Origin of the sequence: Priestia sp. FSL R5-0597 (assembly GCF_038006305.1) — a bacterium.
GTDB lineage: Bacteria > Bacillota > Bacilli > Bacillales > Bacillaceae_H > Priestia > Priestia zanthoxyli.
In genome coordinates, this window is sequence record NZ_JBBOUZ010000001.1 from 1,942,749 (window position 1) to 1,957,666 (window position 14,918).

The following is a 14,918-nucleotide window of genomic DNA, read 5'->3' on the forward strand; positions in this document are numbered from 1 at the left end:
GAGAAAAGGAAGAAAAGAGATGGATGGAAATCGTCTCCTTTCTTCCTTTTCTGTAGTTATGGTAGAAAAACTGAAATTTATAAAGAAATAAAAAGGATTTTCTAAGCGTAAGAAACGTTCACGTGATCTAACTGGATAACATTGCTCAACAACACGATATCTTTATATATTTCACTTTTTACAGAGGCGTTTGAACAGTTTTGATAGTCTTTCAACAAGCGGCCAAGTTCTTTAATAAATAACAACGTCTCTTGTTCATTAATCATAGTCAAAACTCCTTGTTTAGAAATGAATCCAGGTCATTATATAGGAATTCTATCATATCTATACGCACCTGTTGACAAAAAAAGTTCGTCAATTTTTTTGTGAGAAGAAGAAATTTAGGGATATGTGGAATGCGTTCGACTCTCTCATTTTATACATATGCAGCTTGTCTAAAAATATGAGAGTAGTTATAGTAATATTTACTCCTAATTATGCAACTTAAAACCTATTTTAGAGGTTATCCGTAAATTCCCTCTATTGTAGAGTGATGGAACAAAAAAAGAATGCCTCCTTTTGTATCTTTAGTATGATAACGTTTTGAAGGAATAAGGCATATTTTTGAGTTTTAAGATGGATTTGTATTAAATCTTTTGACACGCTCTTTTTGTAGGGGGAGGCATATTTACTTTCTATTAAAGAAAATTGTAAAGCTCCAACGAGTTTCTAAATCAGAAACTCGTTGGAGCTTAATTTTTTGGATAAGGGATGTGCAAAAGTTCTGGGACGGTCACAAAATGATATCCTTCTTGTTTAAGTCTAGGAATGATGGTGTCCAGCGACTTTGGGGTGTTGGAAAGATCCATGGTCCAATGGCCGCCGTCGTGCATCAAAACAATTGTTCCAGCGTGCATGTTCTTAAATACATTCTTGGTGATTTCCGCTTCTGGGATTTGCTTCCAGTCTAATGAATCAGAAGACCAGTTAATCGCATAGACATTTTCATTTGGCAGCTCGCTGATCATTTCTTGCGTTAAATTTCCATAGGGAGGACGAAACAGCTGTGTTTCAAACCCGGTAATGTTTTTAATAATAGCCTGAGTTTTGGCAATTTCCCAGTGAAACTTTTCAGTCGATTCTTTTAGTAAGTTGGGGTGCCAATAGGTATGAATCCCAACAGCATGACCTTCAGCTACCATTCTCTTCACCAGCTCAGGATGTTCGTGAGCTTTTGCCCCAATAAGAAAAAAGGTTGCTTTAATACCATGCTTTTTCAATTGATCCAATACATGTGGAGTAAAGCGCGGATCCGGTCCATCATCAAATGTTAGGGCGGTTTGCTTTAGGTGGTTATTACCTTGATAAAGCAAACGGTCACGCACAGCTATATTTTTTACTTGTTCCGCTTTACATAGTGCAGGAAGGGCTCCATTAAATAAGAAGCACAGTGTGAGAAGCAGTATACTAATTCTTCGTATCATGTACATGCACGCTCCTTTCTAGGACAAAGTATAACGTTATGATACCCGATTAAAAAATTTGTATGAAGCTGAATTGCCCTTTTGTTCCAAAACGTATGATATGCATGAAACAGCGCACTATAATAAACAGTTACTATTAGGTCAAGAAAGGAAAAAACAGATGAAAAAAATACTGATCGCTGTAGCATTGATCTTTTCGCTAAGTTTATCTCCTTTAGCTGAATATATTTCCTATCACGATGACTATAACGCAAGTGCAAGGTCGTATCGTTCGGGAAAGCGTTCGTTTAATAGACAGCCAAGCGTTAGACAAAATGAGCCGAGATCTAATTTTTCAAACCGCAGAAATGGAACGGTAAATCGAGGCGTTACTCGTTCAAACCGGGGGGGATTCGCCCGTGGACTTCTGTATGGAGGGCTAGCAGGACTTTTATTTGGAGGTTTGCTTGGTCATATGGGGGCACTGGGCGGGATTTTTGGGTTATTAATTAACATTTTGGCTATTGTGCTTGTCATTAATTTAATTCTGCGCTTTTTTCGCTCTTCTCGCCGCGACAACAATTGGAGATAGGCGGTAATTGCTGTCATAAACTGATAAGAAAGCTCCATATAAATAAGAAAACGCTTTCTATAGTTAATCGAAAGGATGAAACGTATGTCAGCAAACAGACAGCGCAGCAAGTACTTGGCGTTTTGCACAGAATGCGGTCTCCCAAACAGGTTAACATTGTTTCTTTTAAGACAGTACGTTGCGACAGACGAATATAGCGGATTTTATTGTGGGAATTGCGGAATTCGAAACGAATTTCCAGATTCGGTCATTGAATATATTAAAGAACTTTAAAGAGGCTGAGACAAACGTATATTAGTTGAAGAAGAATCCGAGCGGTGAATCGTTCGGATTTTTTCATGGATAGGCTGAACGTAGACCTTATGTATGTAGCTGATTCTAGCGGTTGGTTGAAGGACAAGGTGTAGAAAAGCTAAATAGATAAGAACTCGCCGAAGGAGCGCAAACGGCGAGGAAGCTCATCATCATCCCATAAAAAGTGAGGTATTACACGGAAATCAACAGCTGTATCATAGGCGATTCATACTCAATTATTTATCCCATTCGTTCTGGGATTGGATTGATTTCGTTATGTCTCAATCTCTTTGTTTATTTGATAAAACTATGTTCTAAATGCGAATTAAAAAGAAAACATGGCTGCTTACAAAAAAGAAGCAAGGCCTAAATACTTTTCTTTATCAAAGATAATCGAGAAATGTCCCATTTTAAGCTTGGTGATTAAAGGTAATGCAAAGAGTTTATGAGAAGAATATATAAAGTTAGTGACGGTAGACTTAACTAACATTTTTAATTGCAGAAAATCAATTGAACCATACTTTAAACGGACGCATATACTACATTAAAATTTTAGAAAGCGGAGGAATGGACTAATGCCTGTTTCCGTCATTTTCAACCAAATAAACGTGGTAAGTATGGTGTCCAATTCAGTAATTGCTTCAGGTCAAAATAGCCAGCCAGATTGGAATTCCCAAGGTAAATTTAACTTAGGAAACGGTTTTGCTATAAATTCAGCTATATTGGGGAGCACGAATATTATTAATGATCAGGATGTTTGTGATACGCCAATTACTCAGCCTGAAAATATTAATCCTCAGCCAGTTTCTCAGTTCTAGGAAAAAGAAGATGAAAGAAGTTGAGAAAAGTTGATTATAAAATTTACTAATCTTAATGTTACGTATATTTCTAATAACTCTGGTATTTTCACAGGAGAAAATACTCAATCAGATTGGGAAGTGAATTGGAAAAGTAATACGGGGTTTGGTGAAATAATCGGCTATAATAACTTTGCCTCTCAAATGGTAAATGTTATTAACGATAATGACGTCGTTGATTCCAATTTTTCTGAACACATAGATTTCAACAATGCTCCTGTTACACAAAGTTAAAGAAGTAAAAGTAACTAGGCATTCTATCAATCGGTTGTTTTGGCAGAGTGGCGAGGATATATGAGTAACAGGCTTAAACCATCTTTTATACAGATGGTTTTTTTGCTAGCTTATTTTAGAGGGAAAGCTATTAATATACACTGCAAGGGGAATGAGAGGAATACTTTTATAGTAAATGGAGTAAGTATCATAGAAAAGGCGTAAAAGCTTAAATGATTAAAGAGACGTTCAATTTGAGACGAACAAATAAGAATTTAAACATAAGATAATGTATTTTCAGTTTTATATTGAATCAGATGAAGTAAACTGCTGTCTGTGAGGTGTTTTTATGTCTAATATTCACTATCATTCCATCAAAGTAAATAAAATCCAAAACAGTTCAGGCCTATTTTATGGCGTTAATATTCAATATAAATGGAGTCATAAAAGTCGAATTTCTGACGGTTTCGGAAAAATAGTTGGTGATTCTAATAAAATTTTAAATAATACCACCGTGGCGAAAACCCCTAAAAAAAATGATGAGTAAAATCGTAGAGTTAAGTTTCTTTTGCAGCCTGCTTAAAAGAGTCATTTACATCATCTTCACCAAGAACAAGATGTGTATTGTAGGATAGTTGATTATCATCTCCCGAAATTGTGCCGAAACCTGAATTGCTGCTGCTGATTGTAGTTTCCCAATTTTTTTGCATATTTTTTCCTATAAATACTCCTGCGTTGTTTTTAACCGTATTTACGGTGAGGTCATCAAAAATGATTTGCGGAGAACGGAGATCTATTTTCATAATTCCTCCCGATACATATGAGACATTAATTAAAGTTATCTAATACACTACTATATGTTGTAAATGGGCTAAAAGTGTTAAAACAAATGAGGGGTCAAACTCTATGGATGAAAAGGTGTTGAATATACTCAAAAACATTGAAAAAAGGCTCGCAAGCTTAGAAAAACACGTAAATGAACTTTCAAAAGAAAAGGTCCAATCTTTTCATTTAGATATAAAGAACGTTGAAACACTGAACTTGGACGAACTGTCTTATTATTTAGAACATATTGATGTAAAGGAACTTAGTGGAACTTTGAATATTGGTAATACTTTTCCTGCGCAAACGAATCAATATCAAGCGCCGAGAAAGAAAGGTAAAAAAACAACAAATGACTCTGATGTTAATCGGAAATCGGGTAGTCAGAATAATAAAGCAAAAAATAAAGAAAAGGGTCCTTCTGAAATATCAGTTAAAATTAATGAAAGAAGTGTCCCTTACAAACTAATCCATACAGAAAAAATGAGGGAGTCTAATCAGGCTCTAGAATCAATCTTTAGCATAGGGGACATTCATATTGGTACAATCGAAGATGCTTCAGCTGTAAACTTTGGTAATAACTTTCCGACAAATTTTAGAAGTCATAAAAAAGTGAGTCAGGGATTTGGCAATATTTTGGGCAATCAAAATGATATACATGACATCTTATCCTCTTTAGAGGAAAAAGATGCTTCAGAAGTATACAATGAAAACCAAGGTGAAAAGCCGCCTGAATGGCTGGACACAATGATAGAAGAACAAAAGAAGGAAATGGATGAAACAAAGCTAGACGAGGATGAAGAAGGATGAGGAAGAGAGTAAAAACTTTGGATTCTCAAATCATTGCTGTCGAAGCTGGATTTCTGAAAAAAAGCTTTAATTAGGAAATAAATAAAATAGAAAACCTGCGCTCTAAACGAGCGGCAGGTTTTCTATTTTATTTCTAGGCCGCTGCAGTTTCAACATGAAAAAGAGCATGCGTAATTTAATTGAACACTGGGATAGATCGGTTCTTTCATTCCCACAGATATGGAGTCTCTTGGTAAACATAATAGTTTAACCAATTCATAAACAGCAGGTTGGCATGAGAACGCCATGTTTTTAAAGGTTTTTTGTCAGGATCATTGTTTGGGAAATAGTGTTCCGGAAGCTTTGGTTCTAGTCCTTTTTCTGTATCTCGAAGAAATTCTTCTTGCAGTGTTTGAACGTCGTACTCTGGGTGGCCTGTCACGAAAACAAACTTTTCGTCTTTAGACATCGCCATATAAACACCAGCTTCTTCAGAGTAGGAAAGAAGCTCAAGGTCAGGATGATTTTTTACTTCATTCATGTCTACATCAGTGTGACGGGAATGAGGAGAATAAAAGACATCATCAAATCCTCGCAGCAGCTTAATGGGTTCTTCACTCGATACAACATGTGTAAATACACCCGTGCATTTATCAGAAAGAGGTCGCTTGTCAATGCCAAAGTGATGATAAAGTCCGGCTTGAGCTCCCCAACAGATATGAAGGGTAGAAGTCACATTTGTTTTACACCAATCCATAATTTCTTGAAGTTCTTTCCAGTAGTTTACTTCTTCAAATGGTATATGTTCTACAGGTGCTCCTGTAATAATCATTCCGTCATATTTTCGTTCTTTAATTTGTTCAAACGTTTTATAAAACTGATCTAGGTGATTTTTACTCGTTGTTTTTGCTTTATGGCTTGCCGTGTAAAGAAGTGTAATATGCACTTGCAGCGGTGAATTCCCGAGTAAACGTAATAATTGCGTTTCAGCTTTTTCTTTTTCCGGCATTAAGTTTAGGATAACAATATTAAGCGGGCGAATTTCTTGGTTAACCGCGCGCACGTCGTCCATGATGAAAATTCTCTCTTTTTCTAAAATTTCTTTTGCCGGAAGATCACGTGGAATATTAATAGGCAATAAAATTCCTCCTATTCGATTTCGAAGTAATGACGCGTATAAATGTTCTTTCTCACGTGAAGATGAGGTTCAACATTTATGTACAATATACTATTATAGGAATATACAGAATATTAAGCAATTGAATTTTGAAAAAAAAGAGCATTAATATGCGTAATGGCTAAAATGAAATGGTACAATAAGGTTAAATTGGAGCATTGCTATGCTTTTTTAGCATGACTGAAACTCAGTAAAATTTATAGAGCAGTTGTTCCTGTATTTATTAAACTTCATATCTCCCCCAGAAAACGGATTTTATCCTTTTTTGATGAAGTGTTTAAAAAGAATTCTCAGCAGAAAAGGGGTTTTTATATGACAACTAAGAAGCAAATAAAAAGTGATTTGCAAATTGCACAAGAGGCAACGATTAAACCGATTAAAGAGATTGCCGAGCAGCTAGATATTTTAGAGGCCGAGTTAGAGCCGTATGGACATTATAAAGCCAAGCTTTCTTTATCCGTTATGGAACGTTTACACACAAAACAAGATGGAAAAGTGATTTTAGTTACAGCTATTAATCCAACTCCAGCAGGAGAAGGGAAGTCGACAGTGACGGTTGGCTTAGCTCAGGCATTACATGGATTAGGTAAAAAAGCGATTGTCGCCATGCGTGAACCATCTCTTGGTCCGGTAATGGGAATTAAAGGAGGTGCCGCTGGAGGCGGTTATGCTCAAGTGCTTCCAATGGAGGATATTAACTTGCACTTTACTGGAGACCTGCATGCCATCACAACAGCTAACAACGCGCTGGCCGCTATTTTGGATAACCATATACATCAAGGCAATGAACTGCGCATTGATACACGTAAAATTACGTGGAAACGAGTGGTTGATTTAAACGACCGCGCGCTGCGTCAGGTTGTCATTGGATTAGGTGGTCCGATGCAAGGTGTTCCTCGAGAAGATGGTTTTGATATTACGGTTGCGTCAGAAATTATGGCTATTTTCTGCTTAGCGTCAGATTTACAAGACTTAAAGCGTCGCTTAGCGTCCATTGTGGTAGCTTACAACATGGATAATGAGCCTGTAACGGTTGCGGACTTAGGTGCACAAGGAGCCCTTACTCTTCTTTTAAAAGACGCGATTAAGCCCAACCTTGTACAGACATTGGAACATACTCCAGCCCTCATTCACGGAGGTCCTTTTGCTAATATTGCCCACGGTTGCAATAGCGTCATTGCAACAAAAATGGCTGCAAAACTAGGCGACTACGTAGTAACAGAAGCGGGATTTGGAGCAGATTTAGGCGCAGAAAAATTCCTAAATATTAAAGCTCGTATGGCAGATATTAAACCAGAAACGGTAGTAATCGTTGCGACAATTCGCGCTCTGAAAATGCATGGAGGTGTTCCTAAAGAGCGTTTAAATGAAGAAAACATTGAGGCTTTAGAAGCAGGAATTGAAAATCTTGAAAAACATATTGAAACGATTCAGGCATTCGGTGTTCCTTATGTTGTAGCTGTGAACCGTTTTGTAACAGATTCAAAAGGTGAAGTAGAAGCGCTTATGAATTGGTGTGCTTCAAAGAATGTTCCAGTTGCTTTAACAGAAGTATGGGAAAAAGGTGGAGAAGGCGGCGTCATGCTTGCTGAAAAAATTCTTGAAGTCATGAACGAGACGGAAAGTCAGTTTTCTCCTCTTTACGATGTGTCAGCTTCGATTCCAGAAAAAGTAGAAGCTATTGCTAAAACCGTATACGGAGCACAAGGCGTAGATTTTGCTCCAAAAGCGTTAAAGCAAATACAGCAATTTGAAGCAAACGGATGGGATCACCTGCCGATCTGTATGGCCAAAACGCAGTATTCGTTAAGTGATGATCAGACGAAGCTGGGGCGACCAACTGATTTTAAGATTACAGTGAGGGAATTCCGTCCTTCGCTCGGCGCTGGTTTTCTCGTGGCGCTAACAGGTTCAATTATGACAATGCCTGGACTTCCAAAAAAACCTGCTGCGCTCAATATGGATATTGACGAGAATGGACATGCACTAGGTATTTTTTAAGAGAAAAGCGATGCCTTGGCATCGCTTTTCTTATGATACAAAACAAAATAACAGGTATGTTATGAATTAATTTGGCAAGAAAGAAGAAGAGTTGACTGTTCGTATTTTATAAAAAAGGAAGTAGTTGAAATGTTTGATCCAATTGTATTTGATAATTTAAAAGTGGTTGTAGAAGGAGAGATCTATGATCTTGACTTATCTGGGCAAGTATCTGTTACAAATCGCGAAGATTTTGTAGACTTAGCTCAGTTTACTCGAACGTACCGCATTTCTTTTCAACAGCATTTTTGCTGTACCGCGTCGCTAACTTTATCAACCGACTTAGATAATATTCATGCGGAATTAACGCCTTCCCGTGTAGAAAAACCAGGTTGTACAGTTTATATTCATTTTCAGCTGAAAAAACAAAAACCGTTTGAAGAAGCTGAGTTTAGAAACATACAGGAAATGTGTGAAAGGATCTGGGGAACAACAAGAGTGGTTAAGCAGCGTATTACTCATGAAGTTGGAGGAAACGAATATGAAAACAATATTGCGGTAACCTTTAACCGATTCATTTACGAAGATCAAGTAGGAGATTTAATCGAAATGATTGATTATATGCTGCAAACGACTGATCAGCTAAAGGTTCTTTACGACAAATCATAAGAGCGTTTCAGTTGTACTTCAGAAATAAAGTGAATTACAATAGGGAAAAGGAGGCGTTTTAATGAGCGTGTATGAATACTCTGCAAAAACAATTAAAGACGAAGACGTATCACTATCTAACTATCAAGGTGACGTACTGTTGATTGTGAATACAGCTAGCAAATGCGGCTTCACCCCTCAATATAAAGATTTACAGGCGCTGTATGAAGAAGAAAAAGAAAACGGTCTAACGGTTCTAGGTTTTCCTTGCAATCAATTTGGTGGTCAAGAGCCAGGAAGTTCAAATGATATTGAACAATTTTGCGAGTTAAACTACGGCGTTTCGTTTCCAATGTTTGCAAAAGTAGATGTAAAAGGTGAGCATGCACATCCGTTATTTGCATACTTAACGGAACAAGCACCTGGCCTGCTAGGTTCTAAAGCGATAAAGTGGAATTTCACAAAGTTTTTAGTGAATCGTCAAGGTGAAGTCGTGAAGCGATACGCACCTCAAACTGCACCAAAAGATATTCAAAAAGATATAAAAGAATTGCTGTAAAAGCAGGTGGATCTCCATCTGTTTTTTATTTTTCAGCCAGGGTTTTCAAAGGGTGCTCAGCTGTCAGTGAGACGAGCGCCTTACTTTGTGCTAAAATAATGGTGGATATAATTGAGGTGAGCAAATGAACAAAATAGAAAAGACGGAAAAGTGGGTTCAAGCAAAGCTTGCGCATGACACGACGGGACATGACTGGCAGCATATCGATCGCGTGCGTCGAAATGCAGTGCTTTTATATAAAAAAGAAGGCGGCAACCGGGAAGTTATTGAACTAGCCGCGCTTTTACACGATGTGGTAGATGATAAGCTAGTGGAAGATGTTGAAAAAGCGTATGAAGAAGTGCGGGAGTGGCTGAAGAGTCAGCGCGTAGAAGAAGAGAACTGCAAGCATATCGTTCATATTTTACAAACGATGTCATTTAAAGGCGGAAACCGTCCGGCTATGGCCACGCTTGAAGGTCAAGTTGTTCAAGATGCAGATCGCTTAGATGCAATTGGTGCGATTGGTATCGCACGTACGTTTATGTATGCAGGTTCTAAAGGCACGGCTCTGTATGACGAAAACATTGCTGTACGAAGTGAGATGACAGAGGAAGAATACAGACACGGAAAATCAACGGCTATTGCTCATTTTTATGAAAAGTTGTTAAAGCTGACTGCGTTAATGAATACTCAAACAGCACGGTCTCTAGCGCAAGAGCGACATACATATATGAAAGAATTTTTAGTTCAATTTAAGAAAGAGTGGAATTATCATTATGAAAATGCTGACTGTTGAAAACTTAACAAAAACATATGGAGAAAAAGAGCTGTTTCATCAGCTAACGTTTACAATTACGGAAAATGAGCGAATCGGCTTAATTGGTGTAAACGGAACAGGAAAATCGACGCTTCTTAAAATTATCGCAGGTCTAGAGCTGGGAGATGAAGGGGATATTGTTCATGCTAAAGACTACAGCGTGACATATTTACCTCAGCATCCGGATTTTGATGAAGACTTAACGGTTTTAGAGCAAGTTTTCAGCGGAGATACGCCCCTTCTTAATTTATTAAAAAACTATGAGCTAGCTCTATATGCGTTAGAGCAAGATTCTGCAAACGAGAAGAACCAGCAGACACTGTATGATTTACAGCAGAAAATGGATGCGATGAACGCGTGGGAAGCCAATTCTAACGCACAGTCGATCTTAACGAAGCTGGGAATTTCAAATATGAGTGCAAAAATCGGCGAACTTTCAGGTGGACAGAAAAAGCGCGTGTCAATTGCCCAAAGCCTAATTCAAACACCTGATTTATTAATTTTAGATGAGCCCACTAACCACTTGGATTATGAGACGGTTAAATGGCTCGAAGAATATTTATCCAAATATCAAGGAGCCGTATTGCTTGTTACTCATGATCGCTATTTCTTGGATGCTGTTACAAACCGAATTTTTGAATTAGACGGTGGAAATTTATATAGCTATAAAGGAAACTATGCTGCTTTTCTAGAAGGAAAAGCGATTCGAGAAGAGCAGGAAAAAGCAACTCAAGCAAAATTAAGCAACTTATATCGCAATGAATTGGCTTGGATTCGCCGAGGAGCAAAAGCGCGTACGACTAAACAAAAAGCGCGTATTCAGCGATTTGATGAATTAGAGGGAAAACTCGATTCTTCTGAAAAAGAATCATTGGATTTAAGTTTAGCAGGCAGCCGCCTTGGGAAAAAAGTGTTTGAATTAAAAGATGTGTCTAAGACGTATGAAAATAAAATCATTCTTTCAGACTTTACGCACATCGTGAAAAAACAAGACCGAATTGGAATTGTCGGAAAAAATGGAAGCGGAAAGTCTACCCTGCTGAATATGATTGCAGGACGCATTGAGCCGGACAGCGGTGAAATTGACAGAGGACAAACGGTTAAAATTGCTTACTATACTCAAGAAAGCGATGATATGGACTTGAATCAACGCATGCTTGATTATATTAAAGAATCGGCAGAAGTTGTTCATACGACGGATGGGAAAATGATCTCTGCATCGCAAATGCTTGAGAGATTTCTATTTCCTTCACATACGCACGGAACACCGATTCAAAAGTTGTCCGGAGGAGAGCGCCGTCGTTTATATTTATTGAAATTGTTGATGACATCCCCAAATGTTTTACTGCTAGATGAGCCGACTAATGATTTGGATACTCAAACGCTAACGGTGCTTGAAGACTACCTCGAAGAATTTCCAGGTGTTGTTATCACGGTATCGCATGATCGTTATTTCTTAGATAAAGTAGCAGATTACTTACTTGTCTTTGAAGGAGAAGGAAACATTTCGACTTATTTTGGCGCTTATACAGATCAATTAGAAGAAGCGGTGAAAAAGAAGCAGGCAATGGCTCAGCAGGCTAAAGTGAAAGAAGAAAAGCCAAAACAGCCGGAGAAAACGAAAAAGCGTCGCTTAACGTATAAAGAACAAAAAGAATGGGAAGAAATCGAAGATCATATTGCAGCAAAAGAAGAAGAAATTGAACGCTTAACAAGTGAAATTGAACAGGTGGGCAGCGATTATACAAAAGCGCATAACCTATCGTTAGAACAAGAAAAAGCAAATGAAGAATTAAATGCACTGCTTGATCGCTGGGCAGAGCTTTCAGAGCTAATTGAAGAAATTGAAAACGCGTAAACAAGTCGTTAGACTGAGTATAAGCCACATGCTACAATTTTAATGAGAGGAGTACGATACGATATGAACATTAAATCAATTGAGCCAACGCCAAGTCCGAATACAATGAAAATTAATTTAGACGAAGTGCTATCAGGCGGAAAAAGCAATAACTATACGGAAAAAAATGCTGAAGCAGCGCCTGAAGTTGTTCAAGACATCTTGAAAGTAGAAGGGGTAAAAGGAGTCTATCACGTAGCGGACTTCTTAGCAGTAGAGCGAAATGCTAAATATGACTGGAAGCAAATTTTGCCGCAAGTTCGTGCAGCGTTTGGCGAAGATTTGCAAAGCAGTAGCGAACAGCACAAAATGAATGAGCATTTTGGTGAGGTCAATGTGTCCGTTCAAATGTTCAAAAACGTACCAATGCAAGTTAAGCTAACGGATGGAAATGAAGAAAAGCGATTTGGTCTGCCTGAACGATTCGCAAAAGCGGTAGCAGAGCTTCAAAGCTTTTCAGATAATGTAGTGTTAGAACGGAAATGGAAAGAACAAGGCGTTCGTTACGGAGAGTTAGCGGCTATCGGAGACGAAGTAGTGGAAGAATTAGCAGCAGCATATCCGCAAGAAAGATTAACTCGCCTTGTAGCCAATGCACAAGAAGAAAAAGAAGGCGGAAAAACGGTACAGCCGCGTAAAACCTATAAAGTTACAGAAGAGATGCTAGAAGACAACGATTGGTCAGTGCGCTATGCCCATTTAGAACAAATGGATCCAACAGAAGCTGATTTAGACGTTTTAAATAAAGCGCTTGATGATGAAAAAGCATCTATTCGCCGCTTAGCTACGGTCTACTTAGGAATGATTGAATCAAAAGCGGTACTGCCTTATTTATACAAAGCATTAAAAGATAAATCAGTCACTGTGCGCCGTACTGCTGGAGACTGCATGTCGGATTTAGGTTTTGAAGAAGGTATTCCGGCAATGTGTGAAGCCCTTGGTGATAAAAACAAGCTTGTGCGCTGGCGTGCAGCGATGTATTTATACGAGGTAGGGGATGAGACGGCTCTTCCTGCATTAAAAGCAGCAGAGAATGACAAAGAATTTGAGGTAGATTTACAAATCAAGCTAGCGATTGAACGTATCGAAGGCGGAGAAGAAGCAAAAGGTTCTGTTTGGAAACAAATGACGGAAAGCAGAAAAGCATAAAAAAAGATCATTCACTTGAATGATCTTTTTTTATGACTGTTTTGCAGCGGGAGTTGGAAACTGCATAGGCTGCATCGTGTTATCAATTTTAATAGGCTGATAACCGGACTGTTTTAAGTAAGTCAAAATAGTCGGCAGAGACTGTGCCGTAAAGGATTTGTCATGAAATAAAATGACGGGTGTTCTTCCGTTGGAGTTAACCCCTTGAATATGAGGTTCAAGGCCCTGAATAATTCTAGGTGCAGAACGAAGTGCCCAGTCTTCACTGTCTACATTCCAGTCCCATAATTTAAAGTGGCTTAGCAACTCTGTACGGTGCGGCTCTTTTAAATAAGGAACGCTGCCGTAAGGAACGCGGATTAACTTACTGTCAACACCGGTTACTTTCTTAACTGTCGCTTGACACTCCTGCATTTCTTTTAACGCGGCGCCGTCTTCACTATACATGACATGAATATCATGAGAGACGCCGTGACAGCCGATGGCATGTCCTTCCTGTGCTACTTTTTTAGCAATTTCAGGGTGAGCGTCAATTTGATACTTTAACATAAAGAAAGTTGCTTTTACGTTATATTGACGCAAAGCATCTAAAATGTGAAGGGTATCAGGCGTTGGGCCATCGTCAAACGTAAGGTAAACAGGCTGTGTAAGAGCTTGATTTTGATCGTTCACGGTATTTCCTACATACATATTATGGTGAAGTGTATTAAGCAGCTTCTCAGGTTGTGCTGAAGATGCAGCTTCTTTCAGCGGCAATGCAGTAGATGCTAAGACTTGCTGAGATGCAGCGGATTCACTTCCTTTGGCTCCTGTAATAAAAAATAAAGAAGCGACGATCACTAACACTAAAGACAAAAATGCATAAAATCGTTTGTTTGGCTTAAATTGTTTGTTCGGTTTAAATCGCTGGTTCAATTTGAAAATCCTTTCTACTAAACTACTATTTACTACTATAGTACAAAAAATGGAATATTAATAGTAAAAATCGACATTTTTATGGAAAAAAATTAGATGATATGACCCGGTTTTAATCTTTTTTGTCAAATGAAAAAGGAGAACGGGACAGCGATAAGGATTTGAAGAGTGAGTAGCTAGATTTTTCCTGGTTTTTATAGTATGCTTTTAGCGTGAATGATTGTTAGGAGGAATGTTAATATGTCAATGGCATATGAAGAATATATGCGTCAGTTAGTTAAACCAATGCGTCAAGAATTAACTCAAGCTGGTTATGAAGAATTAACAACAGAGGAAGCCGTAGTTGATTTTATGGAAAACGTAGAAGGAACAACTTTTGTTGTCGTTAATTCAGTTTGTGGATGCGCTGCTGGTTTAGCACGTCCTGCAGCAACGCAAGCGTACTTACAGTCTGAGCAAAAACCAGATCAAGTGGTAACTGTTTTTGCCGGTCAAGATAAGGAAGCAACAGCTAAAATGCGTGAATATTTTGGGGACATTGAGCCTTCATCACCGTCTATGGCACTTTTAAAAGGAAAAGAAGTTGTTCATTTTATTCCTCGACATGAAATTGAAGGTCAGCCGTTAGAAGTTATTTTTGAAAACATTTTAAATGGCTTTAAGCAGCACTGTTCATAAAATGTCCTGCTTTTGTCACATCTAGTATATAGATTTTTAAAGAAAAATCGCATATACTTTATAAGAAAAAGGATGTCTATCGGCATCCTTTTTCTTTATGTAAATAG

The 14,918-nt window shown here is 38.2% G+C and carries 17 protein-coding genes; 12 read left to right on the plus strand and 5 right to left on the minus strand.

Translation table 11 applies throughout. From position 1 onward, the window contains the following. Positions 1–101: 101 nt before the first annotated feature. Both MKX72_RS09870 and MKX72_RS09875 read right to left on the minus strand, forming a co-directional pair. A complete protein-coding gene (locus MKX72_RS09870) occupies positions 102–266 on the minus strand; it encodes a hypothetical protein (RefSeq protein ID WP_013056680.1) in 165 nt (54 codons plus the stop codon). 465 nt (positions 267–731) lie between these two features. After that, a complete protein-coding gene (locus MKX72_RS09875) occupies positions 732–1,463 on the minus strand; it encodes a polysaccharide deacetylase family protein (RefSeq protein ID WP_049164204.1) in 732 nt (243 codons plus the stop codon). A 160-nt stretch (positions 1,464–1,623) separates the two neighbouring features. On the opposite strand from MKX72_RS09875, the gene MKX72_RS09880 reads away from it, so the two are divergent. The 4 genes from MKX72_RS09880 to MKX72_RS09895 all read left to right on the plus strand — a co-directional run bounded on the left by MKX72_RS09880 (position 1,624) and on the right by MKX72_RS09895 (position 3,945). Then, entirely contained in the window at positions 1,624–2,034 is a 411-nt protein-coding gene (locus tag MKX72_RS09880) for a hypothetical protein (protein WP_029321326.1), read from the plus strand. A gap of 84 nt (positions 2,035–2,118) precedes the next feature. Beyond that, positions 2,119–2,307, plus strand: coding sequence for a hypothetical protein (locus tag MKX72_RS09885; RefSeq protein ID WP_014460480.1), 189 nt, complete (start codon positions 2,119–2,121; stop codon positions 2,305–2,307). 596 nt (positions 2,308–2,903) lie between these two features. Further along, complete coding sequence (locus MKX72_RS09890; protein WP_014460479.1) at positions 2,904–3,146, plus strand: hypothetical protein; 243 nt, start codon at positions 2,904–2,906, stop codon at positions 3,144–3,146. Positions 3,147–3,747: 601 nt separating this feature from the next. Continuing rightward, positions 3,748–3,945, plus strand: a complete 198-nt coding sequence (locus MKX72_RS09895) for a hypothetical protein (protein WP_014460478.1) — start codon at positions 3,748–3,750, stop codon at positions 3,943–3,945. A 10-nt stretch (positions 3,946–3,955) separates the two neighbouring features. Here MKX72_RS09895 and MKX72_RS09900 read toward each other — a convergent pair whose 3' ends face one another. Continuing rightward, a complete protein-coding gene (locus MKX72_RS09900) occupies positions 3,956–4,201 on the minus strand; it encodes a hypothetical protein (RefSeq protein ID WP_028413656.1) in 246 nt (81 codons plus the stop codon). 103 nt (positions 4,202–4,304) lie between these two features. Between MKX72_RS09900 and MKX72_RS09905 the strand changes: the two genes are divergently transcribed. Continuing rightward, positions 4,305–5,030: a hypothetical protein gene (locus tag MKX72_RS09905; RefSeq protein WP_028413655.1), complete on the plus strand. Its 726-nt coding sequence runs from the start codon at positions 4,305–4,307 to the stop codon at positions 5,028–5,030. A gap of 205 nt (positions 5,031–5,235) precedes the next feature. On the opposite strand, the gene metA is transcribed toward MKX72_RS09905, so the two are convergent. Beyond that, positions 5,236–6,147: a homoserine O-acetyltransferase MetA gene (gene metA / locus MKX72_RS09910; RefSeq protein WP_098112517.1), complete on the minus strand. Its 912-nt coding sequence runs from the start codon at positions 6,145–6,147 to the stop codon at positions 5,236–5,238. Between the two features lie 351 nt (positions 6,148–6,498). On the opposite strand from metA, the gene MKX72_RS09915 reads away from it, so the two are divergent. The 6 genes from MKX72_RS09915 to MKX72_RS09940 all read left to right on the plus strand — a co-directional run bounded on the left by MKX72_RS09915 (position 6,499) and on the right by MKX72_RS09940 (position 13,218). Next, positions 6,499–8,187 (plus strand): formate--tetrahydrofolate ligase, encoded by a 1,689-nt coding sequence (locus tag MKX72_RS09915; protein ID WP_155008181.1) that lies wholly within the window; start codon positions 6,499–6,501, stop codon positions 8,185–8,187. 129 nt (positions 8,188–8,316) lie between these two features. Further along, the gene (locus MKX72_RS09920) at positions 8,317–8,835 is read left to right on the plus strand and encodes a hypothetical protein (RefSeq protein WP_033578762.1); all 519 of its coding nucleotides are present in this window, start codon (positions 8,317–8,319) and stop codon (positions 8,833–8,835) included. Positions 8,836–8,896: 61 nt separating this feature from the next. Continuing rightward, positions 8,897–9,373, plus strand: a complete 477-nt coding sequence (locus MKX72_RS09925) for a glutathione peroxidase (RefSeq protein WP_028413651.1) — start codon at positions 8,897–8,899, stop codon at positions 9,371–9,373. Positions 9,374–9,497: 124 nt separating this feature from the next. Beyond that, positions 9,498–10,151 carry an HD domain-containing protein gene (locus MKX72_RS09930; protein ID WP_033578763.1) on the plus strand — a complete coding sequence of 218 codons (654 nt, stop codon included), beginning with the start codon at positions 9,498–9,500 and terminating at the stop codon, positions 10,149–10,151. After that, positions 10,132–12,030, plus strand: coding sequence for an ABC-F family ATP-binding cassette domain-containing protein (locus MKX72_RS09935; protein WP_033578764.1), 1,899 nt, complete (start codon positions 10,132–10,134; stop codon positions 12,028–12,030). The genes MKX72_RS09930 and MKX72_RS09935 overlap by 20 nt, the downstream gene beginning before the upstream one ends. 63 nt (positions 12,031–12,093) lie before the next feature. Then, positions 12,094–13,218, plus strand: coding sequence for a conserved virulence factor C family protein (locus tag MKX72_RS09940; protein ID WP_034269350.1), 1,125 nt, complete (start codon positions 12,094–12,096; stop codon positions 13,216–13,218). A 30-nt stretch (positions 13,219–13,248) separates the two neighbouring features. On the opposite strand, the gene MKX72_RS09945 is transcribed toward MKX72_RS09940, so the two are convergent. Then, positions 13,249–14,133 (minus strand): polysaccharide deacetylase family protein, encoded by an 885-nt coding sequence (locus MKX72_RS09945; protein WP_098626770.1) that lies wholly within the window; start codon positions 14,131–14,133, stop codon positions 13,249–13,251. A 240-nt stretch (positions 14,134–14,373) separates the two neighbouring features. Here MKX72_RS09945 and MKX72_RS09950 point away from each other — a divergent pair, with 240 nt between their 5' ends. Continuing rightward, positions 14,374–14,811, plus strand: coding sequence for a BrxA/BrxB family bacilliredoxin (locus tag MKX72_RS09950; protein WP_013056693.1), 438 nt, complete (start codon positions 14,374–14,376; stop codon positions 14,809–14,811). Positions 14,812–14,918: the final 107 nt, after the last annotated feature.